Raw genomic sequence first — 19,739 nt, 5'->3', positions numbered from 1 at the left:
TGTTATTGATGTCATCAGATTTTTAGGACAGGAAGAGTATTTTGACTACTGAAACTCATACTCTGAAAATTGAAGAGATTTTAGAGCTGCTGCCGCACCGCTATCCGTTTCTGCTGGTAGACCGCGTGCTGGAATTTGAAGAGCACAAATACCTGCGTGCAGTGAAGAACGTTTCTGTTAATGAACCGTTTTTCCAGGGGCATTTCCCTGGTAAACCGATTTTTCCTGGCGTTCTGATCCTGGAAGCGATGGCGCAGGCCACCGGTATTCTGGCGTTTAAAAGCGTAGGTAAACTGGAACCAGGTGAACTCTATTACTTTGCCGGTATCGACAGTGCCCGCTTCAAGCGCCCTGTGGTACCAGGCGACCAGATGATCATGGAAGTCACTTTCGAGAAAACCCGCCGTGGTCTGACCCGCTTTAAAGGCGTGGCGACTGTCGATGGTAAAATCGTTTGTGAAGCGACCATGATGTGTGCCCGCAGCCGGGAGGCATAATTCGTGATTGATCCAACCGCCACTATCCATCCCAGTTCTGTCATTGAAGAGGGCGCTGTTATTGGCGCCCGCGTTCACATTGGCCCGTTTTGCTTTATTGGCGCGAATGTTGAAATCGGTGAAGGAACGGTACTGAAGTCACACGTTGTGGTGAACGGCCACACGCGTATCGGTAAAGATAATCAGATCTATCAGTTTGCCTCGATTGGTGAAGTGAATCAGGATCTGAAATATGCCGGTGAGCCAACACGGGTTGAGATCGGCGATCGCAACCGCATCCGTGAAAGCGTGACGATTCATCGCGGCACCACGCAGGGTGGCCATGTCACCACGGTGGGCAGCGATAATCTGCTGATGGTCAATGTCCATATTGCGCATGACTGCGTGATTGGTAACCGCTGTATCTTCGCCAACAACGCCACCCTGGGTGGTCACGTGACGGTCGATGATTTCGCCATTATTGGCGGCATGACAGCGGTACATCAGTGGTGCATCATCGGTGCTCACGTGATGGTAGGTGGCTGTTCCGGCGTGGCGCAGGATGTGCCGCCTTACGTTATTGCGCAGGGCAACCACGCGACGCCGTTCGGGATCAATATCGAAGGTCTTAAGCGCCGTGGCTTCAGCAAAGAGTCGTTGCACGCGATTCGCAACGCCTACAAGCTGCTCTATCGCAGCGGCAGAACGCTGGAAGAAGTGAAGCCAGAAATCGAAGCCATCGCGCAGCAGCACAGCGAAGTGCAGCCTTTCTACGACTTCTTCACCCGTTCAACCCGTGGATTAATTCGTTAATCCATGTCAGCGCGTCCTTTAACGATTGCCCTGGTCGCCGGAGAAACCTCCGGCGATATTCTTGGTGCAGGTCTCATTCGTGCCCTGAAAGCCCGTCATCCTGATGCACGCTTTGTCGGCGTGGCGGGACCACTGATGCAGGCGGAAGGGTGCGAAGCCTGGTATGAGATGGAAGAGCTGGCGGTGATGGGCATTGTTGAGGTGCTGGGCCGCCTGCGACGTCTGCTGACAATCCGCCGCGATCTCACCCGGCGTTTTACCGAACTCAGACCCGATGTCTTTGTCGGGATTGATGCGCCCGATTTCAATATCACGCTGGAAGGCAACCTTAAACGCACGGGCATTCGCACGATCCACTATGTCAGTCCCTCGGTGTGGGCATGGCGGCAAAAGCGCGTGTTTAAAATTGGTCGTAACACCAATCTGGTGCTGGCCTTCCTGCCGTTTGAAAAAGCTTTCTACGATCGCTATAACGTTCCCTGTCGCTTTATCGGCCACACCATGGCAGATGCCATGCCGCTGCAACCTGATAAGCAGGCTGCGCGCCGTCATCTCGGCATTGCCGATGATGCACTCTGTCTGGCTTTGCTGCCCGGCAGCAGAGGCGCAGAAGTGGAAATGCTCAGCGCTGATTTCCTGAAAACAGCGCAATTGTTGCGTCGTCACTATCCGGCACTGGAAATCGTGGTGCCGCTGGTTAATGCCCGTCGCCGCGAACAGTTTGAAAAAATTAAAGCTGACGTCGCTCCTGAGCTGCCGATGCATCTGCTGAATGGTCAGGGACGTGAAGCGATGATTGCGAGCGATGCCGCACTCCTGGCGTCAGGTACTGCCGCACTGGAGTGCATGCTGGCAAAATGCCCTATGGTCGTCGGTTATCGCATGAAGCCGGCCACGTTCTGGCTGGCGAAACGGCTGGTAAAGACGCCTTATGTCTCTCTGCCGAATCTGCTGGCCGGGCGTGAGCTGGTCAAAGAGCTACTGCAGGATGAGTGTCAGCCAGAAGCCCTGGCCGCGGCGTTAGATCCGCTGCTGCATGCCGGGCCTGAGCGCGAAACCCTGCTGCAGACGTTTCATGAATTACATCAACAGATCCGCTGGAACGCCGATGAGCAGGCAGCGGATGCGGTACTGGAGCTGGTGAATGCCTGATTTTATCTATCCTGTCGCCAGACTGATTGCCGGTGTGGACGAAGTGGGGCGTGGTCCGCTGGTCGGCGCGGTGGTCACTGCTGCCGTCATCCTCGACCCGGCTAATCCGATTACCGGTTTGGCTGACTCCAAGAAATTGTCGGAAAAGCGCCGCCTGTCATTGTATGACGAAATCAAAGAGAAGGCGCTGGCCTGGAGTCTGGGACGTGCAGAGCCGGAAGAGATTGATCAGCTCAACATTCTGCACGCCACTATGCTGGCGATGCAGCGCGCCGTTGCTGGCCTGAGTATTCAGCCCGACTATGTGCTGATTGATGGTAATCGTTGTCCGGCGTTGCCAATGCCTTCACAGGCCGTGGTGAAAGGGGATAGCCTGGTGGCCGAAATCAGTGCAGCCTCCATCATCGCCAAAGTGTCGCGCGATCGTGAAATGGCCGAGCTGGATCTGCTGTTCCCGCAGTATGGTTTTGCGCAGCACAAAGGTTATCCGACGGCGCTGCATATGGAAAAACTGACGCAGTATGGCGCCACGCCGCACCACCGTCGCAGTTTTGCGCCTGTACGCAACGCGCTGCTCGACGCTGAAGTACTGGCTGCCCGCCAGATCCTTACGCTTTAATAGCCTGACGCTGTTTTAACCGGAAACTGATATGGCTGAACCCCGTTTTATACATCTGCGTGTCCATAGTGACTATTCGATGGTTGATGGCCTGGCGAAAACCGGGCCGTTGATCAAGAAGGCGGCTGCCCTTGGCATGCCTGCTATCGCGATTACCGACTTCACTAACCTGTGTGGTCTGGTGAAATTTTACGGTGGCGCACACAGCGCAGGGATAAAGCCGGTCATTGGTGCCGATTTTAACGTTGCCAGTGAGCTGATGGGAGATGAGCTGACCCAGCTGACCGTGCTGGCGTCCAGTGATACCGGATACCAGAACCTGACGCTGTTGATCTCCCGCGCTTATCAGCGTGGTTATGGTGTGGACGGACCGATCATCGATCGCGACTGGCTGATTGAACTGCAGGAAGGGTTAATTCTGCTGTCGGGCGGGCGACGTGGCGACGTGGGCCGCAGCCTGTTGCGTGGCAACAATGCCCTGGTTTCGCAGTGTCTGTCGTTTTACCAGCAGCATTTCCCCGATCGCTACTATCTGGAACTGATCCGCACCGGTCGTCAGGACGAAGAGAGCTATCTGCATGCCGCCGTTGAACTGGCGATTGCCGAGGGCATTCCGGTCGTCGCCACCAATGAAGTCTGCTTTATCAACGCAGAAGATTTCGATGCGCACGAAATTCGCGTTGCCATTCACGACGGCTATACGCTGGACGATCCCAAGCGCCCGCGCAACTACAGTCCTCAGCAATATATGCGCAGCGAAGAGGAGATGTGCGAGCTATTCTCGGACATCCCGGAAGCGCTGGAAAACAGCGTAGAGATTGCTAAGCGTTGTAACGTGACTGTGCGGCTCGGTGAGTACTTCCTGCCGCAGTTCCCGACCGGCGATATGACCACTGAAGATTATCTGGTGGTGAAATCCCGTGAGGGACTGGAAGAACGTCTGGTGTTCCTCTTCCCGGACGAGGCTGAGCGCGCGGAAAAACGCCCGGAATATGATGAGCGTCTGGAAATTGAACTCAACGTTATCAACCAGATGGGATTCCCCGGCTACTTCCTGATCGTAATGGAGTTCATCCAGTGGTCCAAAGATAACGGCGTGCCGGTCGGACCGGGCCGTGGTTCGGGTGCGGGTTCGCTGGTGGCCTATGCGCTGAAAATCACCGATATCGATCCGCTGGAATTTGACCTGCTGTTTGAACGCTTCCTGAACCCGGAACGTGTTTCGATGCCCGACTTTGACGTCGACTTCTGCATGGAGAAACGCGATCAGGTGATTGAACACGTCGCCGATATGTACGGTCGTGAAGCAGTTTCCCAGATTATTACCTTCGGTACCATGGCGGCGAAAGCGGTTATCCGCGATGTGGGTCGCGTGCTGGGGCATCCTTACGGCTTTGTTGACCGTATTTCAAAACTGATCCCGCCCGATCCCGGCATGACGCTGGAAAAAGCGTTTATTGCTGAACCACAACTTCCTGCGATGTATGACGCAGATGAAGAGGTTAAAGCGCTGATCGACATGGCGCGCAAGCTGGAAGGGGTTACGCGTAACGCCGGTAAGCATGCGGGTGGCGTGGTCATTGCGCCAACGAAGATCACCGATTTTGCGCCGCTCTATTGCGATGAGCACGGCCAGTTCCCGGTCACCCAGTTCGATAAAAATGATGTGGAATATGCCGGCCTGGTGAAGTTCGACTTCCTGGGACTGCGAACGCTGACCATCATCGACTGGGCACTGAAGATGATCAACCCGCGCCGGGAAAAAGAGGGACTGGAGCCGATCGATATCGCCGCGATCCCGCTGGATGACAAGAAAAGCTTCGATATGCTGCAGCGCTCGGAAACCACCGCGGTATTCCAGCTTGAATCGCGCGGCATGAAAGATCTGATTAAGCGTCTTAAGCCCGACTGCTTCGAAGATATGATCGCACTGGTAGCGCTGTTCCGCCCTGGTCCTCTGCAGTCCGGCATGGTAGATAACTTCATCGACCGTAAGCATGGCCGTGAAGCGATCTCCTATCCCGATATCCAGTGGCAGCACGAGAGCCTGAAGCCAGTGCTGGAGCCAACGTACGGCATCATCCTCTATCAGGAACAGGTGATGCAGATCGCCCAGGTCCTGTCCGGTTACACTCTGGGCGGTGCAGATATGCTGCGTCGCGCCATGGGTAAAAAGAAACCCGAGGAGATGGCTAAGCAGCGTTCAGTTTTCCGCGACGGTGCCGAAAGCATGGGCATCGACGGCGAACTGTCGATGAAGATCTTCGATCTGGTGGAAAAATTTGCAGGTTATGGCTTTAACAAGTCACACTCTGCGGCCTACGCACTGGTCTCCTATCAGACGCTGTGGCTGAAAGCGCACTATCCGGCTGAGTTTATGGCGGCGGTGATGACCGCCGATATGGATAACACCGAGAAAGTGGTCGGCCTGGTCGATGAGTGCTGGCGGATGGGGCTGAAGGTCCTGCCGCCCGATATTAACTCCGGTCTCTATCCGTTCCACGTTAACGAAGCGGGCGAGATCGTGTACGGCATAGGCGCGATCAAAGGCGTGGGCGAAGGTCCGATCGAAGCGATCATCGACGCCCGTAACGAAGGCGGCTATTTCCGCGAACTGTTTGATCTCTGCGCCCGTACCGACACCAAAAAGATCAACCGTCGGGTGATGGAGAAACTGATCATGTCCGGAGCCTTTGATCGCCTCGGACCGCACCGCGCCGCGCTGATGAGTGCACTCAGCGACGCGCTGAAAGCGGCCGATCAGCACGCGAAAGCGGAAGCGATTGGTCAGGCGGATATGTTTGGCGTGCTGGCAGAAGAGCCAGAGCAGGTGGAGAAATCATACGCCAGCGTCACGCCGTGGCCTGAGCAGGTGCAGCTGGATGGTGAACGGGAAACGCTGGGGTTATACCTGACCGGCCACCCGATTAATCAGTATCTGAAAGAAATTGAGCGTTACGTTGGCGGGGTGCGGCTGAAAGATATGCATCCTACCGATCGGGGTAAAATTACCGTGGCGGCCGGTCTGGTGATCGCCGCGCGGGTAATGGTGACCAAACGCGGCAACCGAATTGGTATCTGTACTCTGGACGATCGCTCCGGTCGTCTTGAGGTGATGTTATTTACCGATGCGTTAGATAAATACCAGCAGTTGCTGGAGAAAGACCGAATCCTGATCGTCAGCGGACAGGTCAGCTTTGATGACTTCAGTGGTGGGCTTAAAATGACCGCGCGTGAAGTCATGGACATCGACGAAGCTCGCGAAAAATACGCGCGCGGACTTGCTATCTCGCTGACGGACAGGCAAATTGATGACCAGCTATTAAACCGACTCCGTCAGTCCCTGGAACCCCATCGATCAGGGACTATTCCGGTGCATCTCTATTATGAGAGAGCCGACGCGCGAGCGAAGCTGCGCTTTGGTGCAGCGTGGCGTATTTCGCCCAGCGATCGTTTACTTAACGATCTGCGCTCGTTGATTGGATCGGAGCAGGTGGAACTGGAGTTTGACTAGAACAGGAACATTATGAGTCTTAATTACCTGGATTTTGAACAGCCAATTGCAGAACTGGAAGCGAAGATTGATTCGCTGACCTCAATTGGTCGTCAGGATGATAAACACGTTAATCTGGATGAAGAAGTTCAGCGTCTGCGTGAGAAAAGCGTTGAGCTGACCCGTAAAATCTTCGCCGATTTGGGCGCATGGCAGATTGCTCAACTGGCACGCCATCCTTTACGTCCTTACACCTTTGACTACGTTCGCAACGCTTTCGACGATTTCGATGAGCTGGCGGGCGACCGTGCTTATGCGGATGACAAAGCGATTGTCGGCGGGATTGCGCGTCTTGATGGACGTCCGGTGATGATCATCGGGCACCAGAAAGGCCGTGAAACTAAAGAGAAGATTCGCCGTAACTTCGGCATGCCTGCACCGGAAGGCTATCGTAAAGCGCTGCGCCTGATGGAGATGGCTGAACGTTTCAAAATGCCAATCATCACCTTCATCGACACACCGGGTGCTTATCCGGGCGTGGGCGCGGAAGAGCGTGGGCAGTCTGAAGCGATTGCCCGCAACCTGCGTGAAATGTCTGGCCTGAAAGTGCCGGTGATCTGTACGGTCATCGGTGAAGGCGGTTCAGGTGGCGCGCTGGCGATTGGCGTGGGTGATAAAGTGAATATGCTGCAGTACAGCACCTATTCAGTGATCTCACCAGAAGGTTGCGCCTCCATTCTGTGGAAAAGCGCTGACAAAGCGCCGCTGGCCGCCGAAGCGATGGGCATTACCGCGCATCGTCTGAAAGAGCTGAAGCTGATTGACTCCGTGATCCCTGAGCCGCTGGGTGGCGCACATCGCCGTCCGGTGGATATGGCGCAGTCACTCAAGCAGCAGCTGCTGGCTGACCTGGCCGACCTCGATGGATTAACCACCGAAGAGCTGCTGGATCGTCGTTATCAGCGTCTGATGAGCTACGGCTACGCCTGATTTTAGCTCATCCATAAAAGCGGACTCCGGTCCGCTTTTTTTATGCCGCCAGTTCAGCCCCCGCACGCGGTCTGACGCCTTTCAGCCTCATCTGATCGTCCCCTTGCTACACCTTCCCTGAGTTAGCGGTTATGCTTGTCCGGTTCCACAACAATCAGGGAGAGGGGCATTGAATATTCTGGCGATCATGGGCGCGCACGGCGTGTTTTATAAAGATGAACCGTTACGCGAACTCGACGCGGCGTTAAATCTGCAAGGCTTCCAGCTGCTTTACCCGAAAAACAGTGACGATCTGCTGAAGCTGATCGAACACAATCCGCGTATCAGTGGCGTGATCTTCGACTGGGACGCGCACAACAGTCCGGAACTTTGCGGCGAGATTAATCAGCTCAATGAATACCTGCCGCTGTATGCCTTTATCAATACCCACTCGCAGATGGACATCAGCATCAATGAGATGCGCATGCCACTGCACTTTTTTGAATATGCGCTGAATGCCGCCGACGATATCGCGCTGCATATCCGGCAGTATACCGATGACTATCTCGACCACATTACCCCACCGCTGACCAAAGCACTTTTCACCTATGTGAAAGAGGGCAAGTACACCTTCTGCACGCCGGGCCATATGGCGGGTACCGCATTTCAGAAAAGCCCGGTAGGCTGTTTGTTCTACGACTTCTTCGGGGCCAATACGCTGAAGTCGGACATCTCTATTTCAGTGACCGAGCTGGGTTCGCTGCTGGATCACACCGGCCCGCACCTTGAAGCGGAAGAGTACATCGCACGCACGTTTGGCGCCGAGCAGAGTTACATGGTGACCAATGGCACCTCGACCTCGAATAAAATTGTCGGCATGTATGCGGCACCGGCGGGCAGCACCGTATTGATCGATCGCAACTGCCACAAGTCTCTCACTCATCTGCTGATGATGAGCGATCTGGTCCCCATCTGGCTGAAGCCGACCCGCAATGCGCTGGGGATTCTCGGCGGTATCCCGAAGCACGAGTTCACCCGCGAGAGCATTACGCAGAAGATCGCGACCACCGATCGCGCTACCTGGCCAGCGCATGCGGTGATCACCAACTCCACTTACGATGGGCTGCTCTACAACACCCAGTACATTAAAGAGACGCTGGATGTGCCGTCGATTCATTTCGATTCGGCCTGGGTGCCATATACCAATTTCCATCCGATTTATGCCGGTAAAAGCGGCATGAGTGGCGATCGTATTCCGGGCAAGGTGGTATATGAGACGCAATCGACCCACAAACTGCTGGCGGCGTTCTCGCAGGCCTCCATGATTCACATTAAAGGCGACTACGACGAACAGACGTTTAACGAAGCCTACATGATGCACACCACCACCTCACCCAATTACGCTATTGTCTCCTCCATTGAAACTGCCGCCGCCATGCTGCGCGGTAACCCCGGTAAGCGGTTGATCAATCGCTCGGTGGAACGTGCCTTGCACTTCCGTCGGGAAATCCAGCGCCTGCGCGAAGAGTCTGACAGCTGGTTCTTCGATATCTGGCAGCCGGAACAGATTGACGAAGCACAATGCTGGGCGATCCAGCCCGGCGAAGAAGAGTGGCATGGATTTACGCAGGCCGATCGCGATCACATGTACCTCGATCCGATCAAAGTCACTATCCTGACGCCAGGCATGAGCGAACTGGGTGAGATGGCAGAAGAAGGGATCCCGGCCGCGCTGGTAGCGAAGTTTCTCGATGAGCGCGGCATTGTAGTGGAGAAAACCGGCCCCTATAACCTGCTGTTCCTGTTCAGCATCGGCATTGACAAAACCAAAGCGATGAGCGTGCTGCGCGGTCTGACTGAGTTTAAACGCGCCTATGATCTCAATCTGCGCGTGAAAAACATGCTGCCGGATCTCTACGCTGAAGATCCCGACTTCTATCGCAATATGCGCATTCAGACGCTGGCGCAGGGGATCCATCAGCTGATCCGCCATCACGATCTGCCGCGTCTGATGCTGCAGGCATTTGATGTCCTGCCCGAAATGAAGATGACGCCGCATCAGGCGTTTCAGCAGCAGGTGAAGGGCAACATCGAAACGGTGGACCTCAGCGAACTGGTCGGGCGGGTGTCGGCCAACATGATCCTGCCTTATCCGCCGGGCGTTCCTCTGGTAATGCCGGGCGAGATGATTACCGAAAAGAGCCGTGCGGTGCTCGATTTTCTGCTGATGCTGTGTAGCATCGGCCGGCACTACCCGGGATTCGAAACCGATATTCACGGTGCCAGCCTGACGGAAGAGGGCGAGTATCGCGTCCGCGTACTGAAAAACGACCTCGCGTAACCCTTTAAATGACTATCAGTGGCGGGCGGTCTGCGGACAGCCTGCCCCAATCAGGAAATTCACTATGTTGCAGTTAACCGCTATTCACCACATCGCCATCATCGCCTCCGACTATCAGCGCAGCAAAGCGTTCTATTGCGACGTGCTGGGCTTTCGTCTGATGGGCGAAGTTTACCGCGAGGCGCGTGACTCCTGGAAAGGGGATCTGGCCTTACAGGATCGCTATACCATTGAGCTGTTCTCTTTTCCCGCGCCGCCAGCACGCGTCAGTCATCCCGAGGCGTGTGGCCTGCGTCATCTGGCCTTTACCGTGCCCGATGTGGCCGCTGCCGTTGCGACGCTGGCCGATAAAGGCGTTGTCTGCGAGCCGATTCGCATTGATGAACTGACCGGTAAACAATGCACGTTCTTTGCCGATCCGGATGGTTTGCCGCTGGAGCTTTATCAGGCGTAAAATAGCGCGCTCAGCGGGCGACATTCGGTCGCCCGATTATCCGGATTCTGCCATGCCTTTGCCCGCTTTTGACGCCCTGTTGCAACCTGATGCCGCGCTGGTAGTCGCATTCAGTGGCGGACTCGATTCAACGGTGTTGCTGCATCAGCTTCTCGGCTGGCAGCAGCAGCATCCTCAGTCGCACCTGCGGGCGTTGCATGTACATCACGGTCTCAGCCCAAATGCCGATGCATGGGCCGCCCATTGCCAGACGATATGCGAACAGTGGCAGCTGAGATGTGACGTGCTGCGCGTGACGGTGGATGGCAGGGAAAATGGGATTGAAGCAGCTGCCCGCACCGCCCGTTATCAGGCGCTGAGCGCCGCGCTCAAGCCGGGCGAGATATTGCTTACCGCGCAGCACCTCGACGATCAGTGTGAAACCTTTCTGCTGGCGCTGAAGCGCGGCAGTGGTCCGGCCGGGCTGGCAGCAATGCCTTTATCGCGCATGCTGGGTACGCATCAGCTGGTGCGTCCGCTGCTGAATCAGTCGCGACAGTCGCTGGAAGCTTATGCCGACGTCCATCAGCTGGTGTGGATAGATGACGAAAGTAATCAGGATCTTCGCTACGATCGTAACTTCCTCCGCCAGCGGCTGCTGCCTGAGCTTAATCAGCGCTGGCCCCATTTTGCTGAGGCAACTGCCCGAAGTGCGGCATTGTGCAGTGAGCAGGAGCAGTTACTGGATGAGCTGCTTGCCGGGCAACTGGCCGAGCTGATCCAGCCTGACGGCAGCCTCTATTTTCCACCTTTAATGAACATGAGCACGCTGCGCGCTAACGCGTTATTGCGCCGCTGGATCGCCGGACAGGGTGGAGCGATGCCATCGCGGGATGCGCTGAAGCGTATTCGCGATGAAGTGATGGCGAGCCGGGAAGATGCACAGCCCCGGCTACGCTTCGGCCAGGCTGAATTGCGTCGTTTCCGTCAGCAACTCTACTGGCTGCCGTTATTCACATCGCTGCGCGACACCGAGCTGGCATGGCCCGATATCCGCCAGCCGCTGTCATTACCGCAGAACCTCGGTACGCTGCGTGCCAGCATGTCGCAGAGCCTGTTGCGCTATCCTCTGCCGGATGAGCAGATCAGCGTGCGGTTCCATGCGCAGGGTCAGGTCCATCTGGTGGGCCGCAATGGCGGAAGAGAAATGAAAAAGCTGTGGCAGGAGTTACAGATACCGCCGTGGCAGCGAGAACGGCTGCCGTTAATTTTTTATAACCAGACGCTGGTCTATGTGCCGAATCTCTTTGTCACACACGCGGGCGCGACCAGTGATCAGCAGGGCTGGCAGATAATTTGGGACAGGGCATCCCGCTCAGGAGAGCAATAACAATGAAGCAATGGCTTATCGTCTGTTTAGTGGCCGCCGTATTACCGGCATGGGCGGCGGGTGATGCGCAGCGCGGCGCAGAAAAAGCGGCCAGTTGCATGGCGTGTCATGGCGCAGCGGGCAAAGCGGCGGTGCCGCTCTACCCAAACCTGGCAGGACAACACGCCCCTTATCTGGAGCATGCGCTGCAGGCGTACAAAAAGGGCGAACGCAGTGGCGGTCAGGCTGAGGTCATGAAGGCGTTTGTGGCGGGATTAAGCGATAGTGATATGGCGGATCTGGCGGCATACTACGGTTCGTTACAGCCCTGACGTTTAACAGGGCGGGAAGGTCCCGCCCGGAATACGTGGATTACTCTGCGCTGACCACGACCGTACCCAGTTCGGGATGGGTAAAGCTGGCGATATGGTCGAGACGTAATTCGCGATGCTCACCGGAAAGATCGATAGCCAGATATTCCACATTCTTGCGTGAGAAGATCTCTTTAGCCTTTGCCTTGAGCTGCTCGCCATCTTTCATTTCCAGCGACAGCATCCATTGGTTCTGGCAGGCGAGCTCCAGATTATCGTAATCATCGCAATTGATAGGTTGGTACGCTTCATTTATCAACATAGTCGCTCACCAATAAGTTAGCAGCGGCGTAAGCCGCCTGTTCCCTGACAGAAGAGTTTAGCTCAGTATTTGCGGCAATATCATTAAGCGCCTTTAATGCGCAGCCAATCGCATCCGGTATGTAACCTAAATCCCCGCTGCCGATTTCGGCATATTTCCGGCGAACTAACTCACAATAATTTTGCACGTGGCCCTCCTCAGCAGAGCGTAAATACTCTGGTTAACTGGCGACTATATCATAGCCATTTAGAGGAAATCAGCCTGCGTAAAGCAGGATCAGTGCGCGAATCACTGCTAAAGTGACAGATTCCGCTGTCTGAGACGGAATGAATCAGAGCACAAAAGGTTAATTTGATGAACAGGTTATCGGAGGTCAACGTGATTAAGGTGTGGGGAGCGCGCTAATGATTATGCTATCCCGTTCGGTTGAGATTCCGGAGAGTGAGATCGAGCTGACGGCGATTCGTGCCCAGGGGGCGGGCGGACAACATGTCAACAAAGCCAGTACCGCCATTCATCTGCGCTTCGATATTGCGGCCTCTTCACTGCCTGCGTTTTATAAAGAGCGGCTGCTCACCGCCAGCCATCATCTGATTACCGGTGAGGGCGTGGTGGTGATCAAGGCGCAGGAGTATCGTAGTCAGGAAATGAATCGTGAAGCGGCATTGCAGCGTCTGGTCAATCTGATCCAGGAGTTGAGCACTGTCGAAAAAGCCCGGCGCGCCACGCGCCCGACCCGCGCCTCGAAAGAGCGGCGTCTGGAAGGAAAAGCGCGACGCAGTTCGACGAAAGCGATGCGCGGCAGGGTGCAATAAAAAACGCCCCGCAGGCGGAGCGTTTGTTTCCTGGGCAGGCCCGGTCTCAAAGCAACCGGGCAAACTCTTCAGCTATCAGACGCCCCTCAGGAGAGGCATCTGACCGTTCCTTCAAAGCTTACTTATTCAGAGCCTTCAGCAGGAAATCAACGATTTCATCCTGCTTAATCATCTGCTTCTCACCGGCGCGACGTGATTTATATTCAATCTCCTGATTGTCGAGATTGCGGTCGCCGATGACGATGGTGTGTGGCACACCGATCAGTTCCATATCTGCGAACATCACGCCCGGACGCTCTTTACGGTCATCCAGGATAACTTCAACGCCTTTAGCACGCAGGGTGGCATACAGCTCTTCCGCCAGCTCTTTAACGCGGAACGATTTCTGCATATTCATCGGCAGAATCGCCACCTCGAACGGTGCCAGTGCATCTGGCCAGATGATGCCGCGATCGTCATGGTTCTGCTCAATGGCTGCGGCAACCACGCGGGTGATGCCGATGCCGTAGCAGCCCATGCTCATCACCTGATTACGGCCATCTTCACCCTGAACGGAGGCTTTCAGCGCGTCAGAATACTTAGTGCCGAGCTGGAAGATGTGACCCACTTCGATGCCGCGTTTAATCTGCAGTGTACCTTTGCCATCCGGGCTTAAATCGCCTTCGACCACGTTACGGATATCCGCCACGCTCGCCAGCGGCAGATCGCGCTCCCAGTTAATGCCGAAATAATGCTTACCATCGACGTTGGCACCGGCGCTGAAGTCGCTCATCTTCGCCACGGTACGGTCAGCAATGATTGGCATCTGCAGACCTACCGGTCCAATGGAACCCGGACCAGCTCCTACAGCAGCACGAATCTCTTCTTCCGTCGCGAACACCAGCGGTGATGCAACGATAGCTGATTTCTCTGCTTTGATCTCATTCAGCTGATGATCGCCGCGAACCAGCAGGGCAACCAGTGCATGACCGCTCTCTTCAGCACCTTTAACAATCAGCGTTTTCACTGTCTTTTCAACAGGCACACTGAATTGCTCAACCAGCTCCGCGATGGTTTTTGCGTCTGGCGTCTCGACCAGCTGCATCTCCTGCGACGGCGCGGCACGTTCACCGGCGGGGGCGACAGCTTCGGCCAGCTCAATGTTGGCGGCGTAATCAGAATCGGTAGAGAAGATCACATCATCTTCACCGCTCTGCGCCAGCACCTGGAACTCATGTGATGCGCTGCCGCCGATAGAGCCGGTGTCGGCCTGCACGGCACGGAAATCCAGGCCCATACGGCTGAAGATCTGGCTATAGGCGCGATACATCGCATCATACGTTTCCTGCAGCGACTCCTGTGAAACGTGGAATGAGTAAGCATCTTTCATGATGAACTCGCGTGAACGCATCACGCCAAAGCGTGGACGCACTTCATCACGGAATTTGGTCTGAATCTGATACAGGTTGAGCGGCAGTTGCTTATAAGAGCTCAGCTCATTGCGGATCAGGTCAGTGACTACTTCTTCATGCGTCGGACCCAGCACGAAAGGACGCTCGTGGCGATCGGCAATACGTAACAGTTCCGGGCCATACTCCTCCCAGCGACCGCTCTCCTGCCACAGGTCGGCGGGCTGCACAACCGGCATTAAAATCTCAACCGCGCCCGCGTTGTTCATCTCTTCGCGCACGATATTTTCGACTTTCTTCAGCACGCGAACACCGGTCGGTAACCAGGTGTACAAGCCAGAAGCCAGTTTGCGGATCATACCGGCGCGCAGCATCAGCTGGTGGCTGATCACTTCAGCGTCGGAAGGCGTCTCTTTCTGAGTAGAGAGCAGATATTGAGTAGTACGCATTGATTACGGTTCCAGTTGATCGGAAAGTCACAGACAGAATTTTGCTGGCGGCTAGTGTACCAGCGAGATCACCGGCTCAAAAGCGGGTTTTAACGCGGGTCGATAGCGATCACTTCAGTACCGGCATCGTCAATGCGCCAGCGTACATTAAAATCCATCAGCAAGGCCGCATATTCCCGCTCCTGCGTTTCACCCTGACGGTAAGCGGGACGAGGGTCCTGTGCCAGCACCTCACTGATAAAGCGTGCGAGATTGGGGTAGCGCGACTGCTGCTGAAGCTGTTGCTGGGCCAGCGCGGAGAAGCGAACCGGCATATCCGCCGCCGGTGCCGTCTGAGCAAACCCGGCCTGCGCATGAGGCAGCGCTTCAGCAAAGGGCAGATAAGGTTTGATATCTACCACCGGCGTGCCATCGACCAGATCCAGACTGCCAAGCTGCAGGATTACCTGCTGTTTTTCAATCCTGATCCCTTTCAGTTCAACCAGCGACATACCAATCGGGTTAGGACGGAACGTTGAACGTGTCGCAAAAACACCCATGCGCGCATTGCCGCCCAACCGGGGAGGGCGAACCGTAGGACGCCAGCCGCCCGCCATCGTCTGATGGAAGACAAACAGCAGCCAGAGGTGACTGAAGTCTTCCAGCCCGCGAACGGCTTCCGGCTGATTGTAGGGGGGCAGCAGGTGAAGTTCGCCGCCGCCATCCTGCACCAGACCTGGCTGGCGCGGCACGGCAAACTTCTCTTTCCACGGTGAACGGATTACCCCAATTTGCGCAAAGGCGAATTCACTCATTGATTGCTGACTTTCAGCGCTGAACCCTGGCAGACGGCCTGACGATAGCAGCCCGGCGTGCCGGTGACGATTTCACACTGATGCAGCAGCACCGCATTGGCTTTCATCTGTGAGGCTTTGATCTGCAGACGTTTACGTGCTGTGGCGATGTTGGCCGGGGAGTTCTGATTACTGATCTGGCAATCTTCAGCGGAGACTTCACCCAGATCGCGGAACGGTTTGCTGACCAGATCGGCGGCATCGGTATAGAGCTTAACCGGGGCCGGTCGTACCACGGGTTTGCGGGTCGGTTGGCTGGATTGCTGCGGCCGGGACGGTGCGCTGCTTATCGGGTGATACTCATGAACACACCCTGTCAGCATCAATGCTAACAAGCAGAGCGGTAAAAAACGCATGGCAACATCCTCAGGTTTCAAAAAGTGGCGTTATTGAAACAAGGACGGGAATAAATAACAAGTCGGGCAGGGTACCCAATAACAGAAAGGGCGACATAGCGTCGCCCTTAAGGAGATGAATAGCTGAATTACCAGCCTTTAACCGCGCCGCCGTTAAAGACTTTGTTAGCGGCTTCGTTCACTTCGTCAGACTGGTAAGCCTGAACGAACTTCTTCACGTTTTCCGCATCTTTATTATCTTCGCGGGCAACAATCAGGTTCACGTAAGGTGAATCTTTATCTTCGACGAAAATGCCATCTTTAGCCGGGGTCAGGCCAATCTGGCTGGCGTAAGTGGTATTGATTACGGCCAGTGCGATCTGCTGATCGTCTAATGAGCGCGGCAGCTGTGGTGCTTCCAGCTCAACGATTTTCAGATGCTTAGGATTCTCAGTGATATCCAGTGAGGTTGGCAGCAAGCCCACGCCATCTTTCAGTTTGATCAGCCCCACTTTCTGCAGCAGCAGCAGCGTACGACCCAGGTTGGTCGGGTCATTCGGAATGGCAACCTGTGCGCCATCCTGCAGCTCATCCAGTGACTTGATCTTCTTCGAATAGCCCGCGATTGGGTAGACGAAAGAGTTACCCACTGAAACCAGCTTGTAACCACGATCTTTGATCTGCTGATCCAGATACGGTTTGTGCTGGAAGGCGTTGACGTCGATATCGCCTTTACTCAGCGCTTCATTCGGCAGCACGTAGTCGTTAAACGTGACCAGCTCAACGTCCAGACCATACTTCTCTTTAGCCACTTTCTGTGCGGCTTCAGCAACCTGCTGCTCAGCACCGACAATGACGCCCACTTTAATGTGGTTTGCGTCTTTCTCTTTTTGATCGCATCCTGCCAGCGCAATCGCGCCAATCAGTGCACCCACAGCGGCAATTTTTTTGAATCTGAAAGACATATCCTTTCCTTCTTAATAATGTGAGATTGCTGGCTTACTTATGGGACACTGCACGCACGATGCGGTCGCCACAGAATTGAATGAGATACACCAAAACCACTAACAACACCAATACCGTATTCATCACCGTGGCGTTGTATCCGATATAACCATACTGATAGCCGATCTGACCCAGACCACCGGCACCCACTGCGCCACCCATGGCAGAGTAACCGACCAGCGTAATCAGGGTAATGGTGGCTGCATTCACCAGGCCCGGCATCGCTTCCGGCAGCAGGACCTTACGGACGATCTGCATTGGCGTAGCGCCCATGGCACGTGATGCTTCAATCAGACCGGTAGGCAGTTCCAGCAAGGCATTTTCAACCATACGCGCAATAAACGGTGCAGCGCCAACGGTCAGCGGCACGATGGCTGCCTGCAGTCCGATGGAGGTGCCAACGATAACGCGGGTAAAAGGAATCATCCAGACCAGTAAAATAATGAAAGGAATGGAGCGGAAGATATTCACCAGCGCGGAGAGCACGCGGTACAGCCCCTGATTCTGTAGAATCTGCCCTGGACGGGTGACATAAAGTAAAACGCCGACCGGCAGGCCCAGTACAAAACCGAAAAAGCCTGAGACGAAGGTCATCATCAGCGTTTCCCATACGCCCCGTCCCAGCAACCACATCATCGCTTCAGACATAACCTAGCACCTCTACTTTCACATGATTCTCTTTCAGCCAGGCTATCGCCTCGCGCGTATCGCTTTCTGCGCCGTGCATTTCGGCCAGCATAATGCCGAACTTCACACCACCGGCGTAATCCATCTGGGCACTGATAATGTTGTTATTCACGTTGTAACGGCGGGCCGCTTCGGAAAGCAGCGGCGCATCAACTGATTTACCGGTGAACTCCAGTCGCAGCAGGGGCACGGTGCCTTCAGCGGCCGTGGCTGAAAGACGCTGCTGGTAATCATCCGGAATATCCAGATGCAGAGTCGACTGAATAAACTGCTGTGCTAACGGCGTCTTAGGGTGTGAGAACACTTCACTGACGCTATCTTTCTCGATCAGCTCACCGTGACTGATGACCGCAACCTGATCGCAGATGCGTTTCACCACATCCATCTCATGCGTGATCAGGAGAATCGTCAGTCCAAGCCGGCGGTTGATATCTTTCAGCAATTCCAGAATAGAGCGGGTTGTTGCGGGATCCAGTGCGCTGGTGGCTTCATCACACAGCAGAACCTTAGGATTGCTGGCCAGCGCACGGGCAATCGCGACACGCTGCTTCTGACCGCCCGAGAGATTGGCAGGCCAGGCATCATGTTTATCGGACAATCCCACCAGTTCCAGCAGCTCAGTAACGCGAGCGTTGATCTGGGCGCGGGAGAGATTACCGAGTTCCAGTGGCAGAGAAACGTTGCCCGCGACAGTGCGTGAGTTCATCAGGTTAAAGTGCTGGAAGATCATGCCAATCTGGCGGCGCGCCTGGGTTAACTGACGCTCATTAAGTGCAGTCAGATCGGCTCCGTCGACCAGTACGCGGCCTGAAGTGGGGCGCTCCAGCAGATTCACACAACGAATCAATGTACTTTTACCGGCACCGGAAGCGCCGATAACGCCATAAATCTGTCCGGCAGGCACGTGCAGGCTGACATCCGTTAATGCTGGAATAGTCCGCGAGCCCTGCTGAAACACCTTAGTAATATTTTCTAGTTTAATCATTATGTTATTAATTATCGTGTTGCGTTGTCCGTGGTGTGGGAAGCCTCGTCACTTTTAATCGCTATAAAAGCTGGATGGATGTTAAGGCATCCAGACGTCTGAATCAATGGAAGTGATTCAATCTGACATTCTCCCTTTTATAGCAATCATGCGATACTGATCGGCAATTTTTACAGCAGGAGTTTCTACGTGGCGAATAAAGTCCCCGCTATTTTTCTTGATCGTGATGGCACCCTTAATGTCGACAGTGGCTATGTTCATGAGATCGATGACTTCCAGTTTATTGACGGCACAATTGAAGCGCTGCAGCAACTGAAGGCAATGGGATATGCGCTGGTGGTCGTGACCAATCAGTCTGGCATAGCGCGCGGTATGTTTACCGAAGATACCTTTATGCGTCTGACAGAGTGGATGGACTGGTCGCTGGCCGATCGCGACGTCGACCTTGATGGCATCTATTTCTGTCCTCACCATCCCGAAGCAACAGTAGAAGAGTTCCGTCAGGAATGTGACTGCCGTAAGCCACAGCCAGGCATGCTGCTGACCGCACAGGAAGAGCTGCATATTGACATGGCTGCTTCTTATATGGTGGGCGACAAGCTGGAAGATATGCTGGCAGGAAAGGCTGCCGGTGTTGGCACCAAAGTGCTGGTGCGTAGCGGTAAACCCGTCACGGCTGAAGGTGAAGCTGCAGCAGACTGGGTGATTAATAGCCTCGCAGAGCTGCCAGCACGCATTAAACACGGCTAAAACGGCGCTTTTGTGCAAATTTCAGACGAACAGCAAAAAAGTCTCAATTTGCACTTGCGCTATCTGAGCCGTTCCCTATAATGCGCCTCCACTGACACGGCAAACCGGCAACGGGAAACGGGTTGAGAGGCACAGGAGACTGGGCCGCCGGAGAAAAACTTCTGAGAAAGAGGTTGACTCTGCAGGAGGAAAGC

The 19,739-nt window shown here is 55.0% G+C and carries 20 protein-coding genes; 12 read left to right on the top strand and 8 right to left on the bottom strand.

The genetic code is table 11. From position 1 onward, the window contains the following. The first annotated feature begins 41 nt into the window (after positions 1–41). From fabZ to IBT54_RS13045, 10 genes are all read left to right on the top strand, one after another. Positions 42–497: a 3-hydroxyacyl-ACP dehydratase FabZ gene (gene fabZ / locus IBT54_RS13090; protein WP_003852639.1), complete on the top strand. Its 456-nt coding sequence runs from the start codon at positions 42–44 to the stop codon at positions 495–497. A 3-nt stretch (positions 498–500) separates the two neighbouring features. Then, on the top strand, positions 501–1,289 hold the full coding sequence (lpxA, locus tag IBT54_RS13085; RefSeq protein ID WP_013356847.1) for an acyl-ACP--UDP-N-acetylglucosamine O-acyltransferase: 789 nt from the start codon (positions 501–503) through the stop codon (positions 1,287–1,289). A 3-nt stretch (positions 1,290–1,292) separates the two neighbouring features. Then, entirely contained in the window at positions 1,293–2,441 is a 1,149-nt protein-coding gene (gene lpxB / locus IBT54_RS13080) for a lipid-A-disaccharide synthase (protein ID WP_201252269.1), read from the top strand. Next, complete coding sequence (gene rnhB, locus IBT54_RS13075) at positions 2,434–3,060, top strand: ribonuclease HII (RefSeq protein ID WP_013356849.1); 627 nt, start codon at positions 2,434–2,436, stop codon at positions 3,058–3,060. Before lpxB ends, rnhB begins: the two co-directional genes overlap by 8 nt. A gap of 31 nt (positions 3,061–3,091) precedes the next feature. Continuing rightward, positions 3,092–6,574, top strand: coding sequence for a DNA polymerase III subunit alpha (gene dnaE, locus IBT54_RS13070; RefSeq protein WP_201252268.1), 3,483 nt, complete (start codon positions 3,092–3,094; stop codon positions 6,572–6,574). Between the two features lie 12 nt (positions 6,575–6,586). Further along, on the top strand, positions 6,587–7,543 hold the full coding sequence (gene accA / locus IBT54_RS13065; RefSeq protein ID WP_013356851.1) for an acetyl-CoA carboxylase carboxyl transferase subunit alpha: 957 nt from the start codon (positions 6,587–6,589) through the stop codon (positions 7,541–7,543). Positions 7,544–7,712: 169 nt separating this feature from the next. Further along, positions 7,713–9,863, top strand: coding sequence for a lysine decarboxylase LdcC (locus IBT54_RS13060; protein ID WP_201252267.1), 2,151 nt, complete (start codon positions 7,713–7,715; stop codon positions 9,861–9,863). Positions 9,864–9,927: 64 nt separating this feature from the next. Next, a complete protein-coding gene (locus IBT54_RS13055; RefSeq protein WP_013356853.1) occupies positions 9,928–10,317 on the top strand; it encodes a VOC family protein in 390 nt (129 codons plus the stop codon). A gap of 52 nt (positions 10,318–10,369) precedes the next feature. Next, positions 10,370–11,686 (top strand): tRNA lysidine(34) synthetase TilS, encoded by a 1,317-nt coding sequence (tilS, locus tag IBT54_RS13050; protein WP_201252266.1) that lies wholly within the window; start codon positions 10,370–10,372, stop codon positions 11,684–11,686. Between the two features lie 2 nt (positions 11,687–11,688). Continuing rightward, entirely contained in the window at positions 11,689–11,997 is a 309-nt protein-coding gene (locus IBT54_RS13045) for a cytochrome c (RefSeq protein WP_013356855.1), read from the top strand. A gap of 40 nt (positions 11,998–12,037) precedes the next feature. Here IBT54_RS13045 and rof read toward each other — a convergent pair whose 3' ends face one another. Then, positions 12,038–12,298: a Rho-binding antiterminator gene (gene rof, locus IBT54_RS13040; RefSeq protein WP_013356856.1), complete on the bottom strand. Its 261-nt coding sequence runs from the start codon at positions 12,296–12,298 to the stop codon at positions 12,038–12,040. Beyond that, entirely contained in the window at positions 12,285–12,485 is a 201-nt protein-coding gene (locus tag IBT54_RS13035; RefSeq protein ID WP_003852623.1) for a YaeP family protein, read from the bottom strand. Before IBT54_RS13035 ends, rof begins: the two co-directional genes overlap by 14 nt. Positions 12,486–12,702: 217 nt before the next feature. Between IBT54_RS13035 and arfB the strand changes: the two genes are divergently transcribed. Further along, positions 12,703–13,113, top strand: coding sequence for an alternative ribosome rescue aminoacyl-tRNA hydrolase ArfB (gene arfB / locus IBT54_RS13030; protein WP_095707659.1), 411 nt, complete (start codon positions 12,703–12,705; stop codon positions 13,111–13,113). A gap of 118 nt (positions 13,114–13,231) precedes the next feature. Here arfB and proS read toward each other — a convergent pair whose 3' ends face one another. The 6 genes from proS to metN all read right to left on the bottom strand — a co-directional run bounded on the left by proS (position 13,232) and on the right by metN (position 18,795). After that, a complete protein-coding gene (gene proS / locus IBT54_RS13025; protein ID WP_013356858.1) occupies positions 13,232–14,950 on the bottom strand; it encodes a proline--tRNA ligase in 1,719 nt (572 codons plus the stop codon). Positions 14,951–15,039: 89 nt separating this feature from the next. Then, positions 15,040–15,744, bottom strand: a complete 705-nt coding sequence (tsaA, locus tag IBT54_RS13020) for a tRNA (N6-threonylcarbamoyladenosine(37)-N6)-methyltransferase TrmO (RefSeq protein WP_061061669.1) — start codon at positions 15,742–15,744, stop codon at positions 15,040–15,042. Next, positions 15,741–16,139, bottom strand: a complete 399-nt coding sequence (rcsF, locus tag IBT54_RS13015; RefSeq protein WP_013356860.1) for an Rcs stress response system protein RcsF — start codon at positions 16,137–16,139, stop codon at positions 15,741–15,743. The genes tsaA and rcsF overlap by 4 nt, the downstream gene beginning before the upstream one ends. 128 nt (positions 16,140–16,267) lie before the next feature. After that, entirely contained in the window at positions 16,268–17,083 is an 816-nt protein-coding gene (locus IBT54_RS13010) for a MetQ/NlpA family lipoprotein (RefSeq protein WP_013356861.1), read from the bottom strand. Positions 17,084–17,117: 34 nt separating this feature from the next. Beyond that, entirely contained in the window at positions 17,118–17,771 is a 654-nt protein-coding gene (locus IBT54_RS13005; RefSeq protein ID WP_009091958.1) for a methionine ABC transporter permease MetI, read from the bottom strand. Further along, positions 17,764–18,795 (bottom strand): methionine ABC transporter ATP-binding protein MetN, encoded by a 1,032-nt coding sequence (gene metN, locus IBT54_RS13000; protein WP_033731647.1) that lies wholly within the window; start codon positions 18,793–18,795, stop codon positions 17,764–17,766. The genes IBT54_RS13005 and metN overlap by 8 nt, the downstream gene beginning before the upstream one ends. A 189-nt stretch (positions 18,796–18,984) precedes the next feature. On the opposite strand from metN, the gene gmhB reads away from it, so the two are divergent. Continuing rightward, entirely contained in the window at positions 18,985–19,545 is a 561-nt protein-coding gene (gene gmhB, locus IBT54_RS12995; RefSeq protein ID WP_033781943.1) for a D-glycero-beta-D-manno-heptose 1,7-bisphosphate 7-phosphatase, read from the top strand. The last annotated feature ends 194 nt before the right edge of the window (positions 19,546–19,739 follow it).

It is taken from the genome of Pantoea sp. S62, assembly GCF_016658625.1.
GTDB classification, from domain to species: Bacteria; Pseudomonadota; Gammaproteobacteria; order Enterobacterales; family Enterobacteriaceae; genus Pantoea; species Pantoea vagans.
The sequence above is the reverse complement of the archived record's forward strand: the minus strand, read 5'-3'. Positions and strand labels throughout refer to the sequence as shown.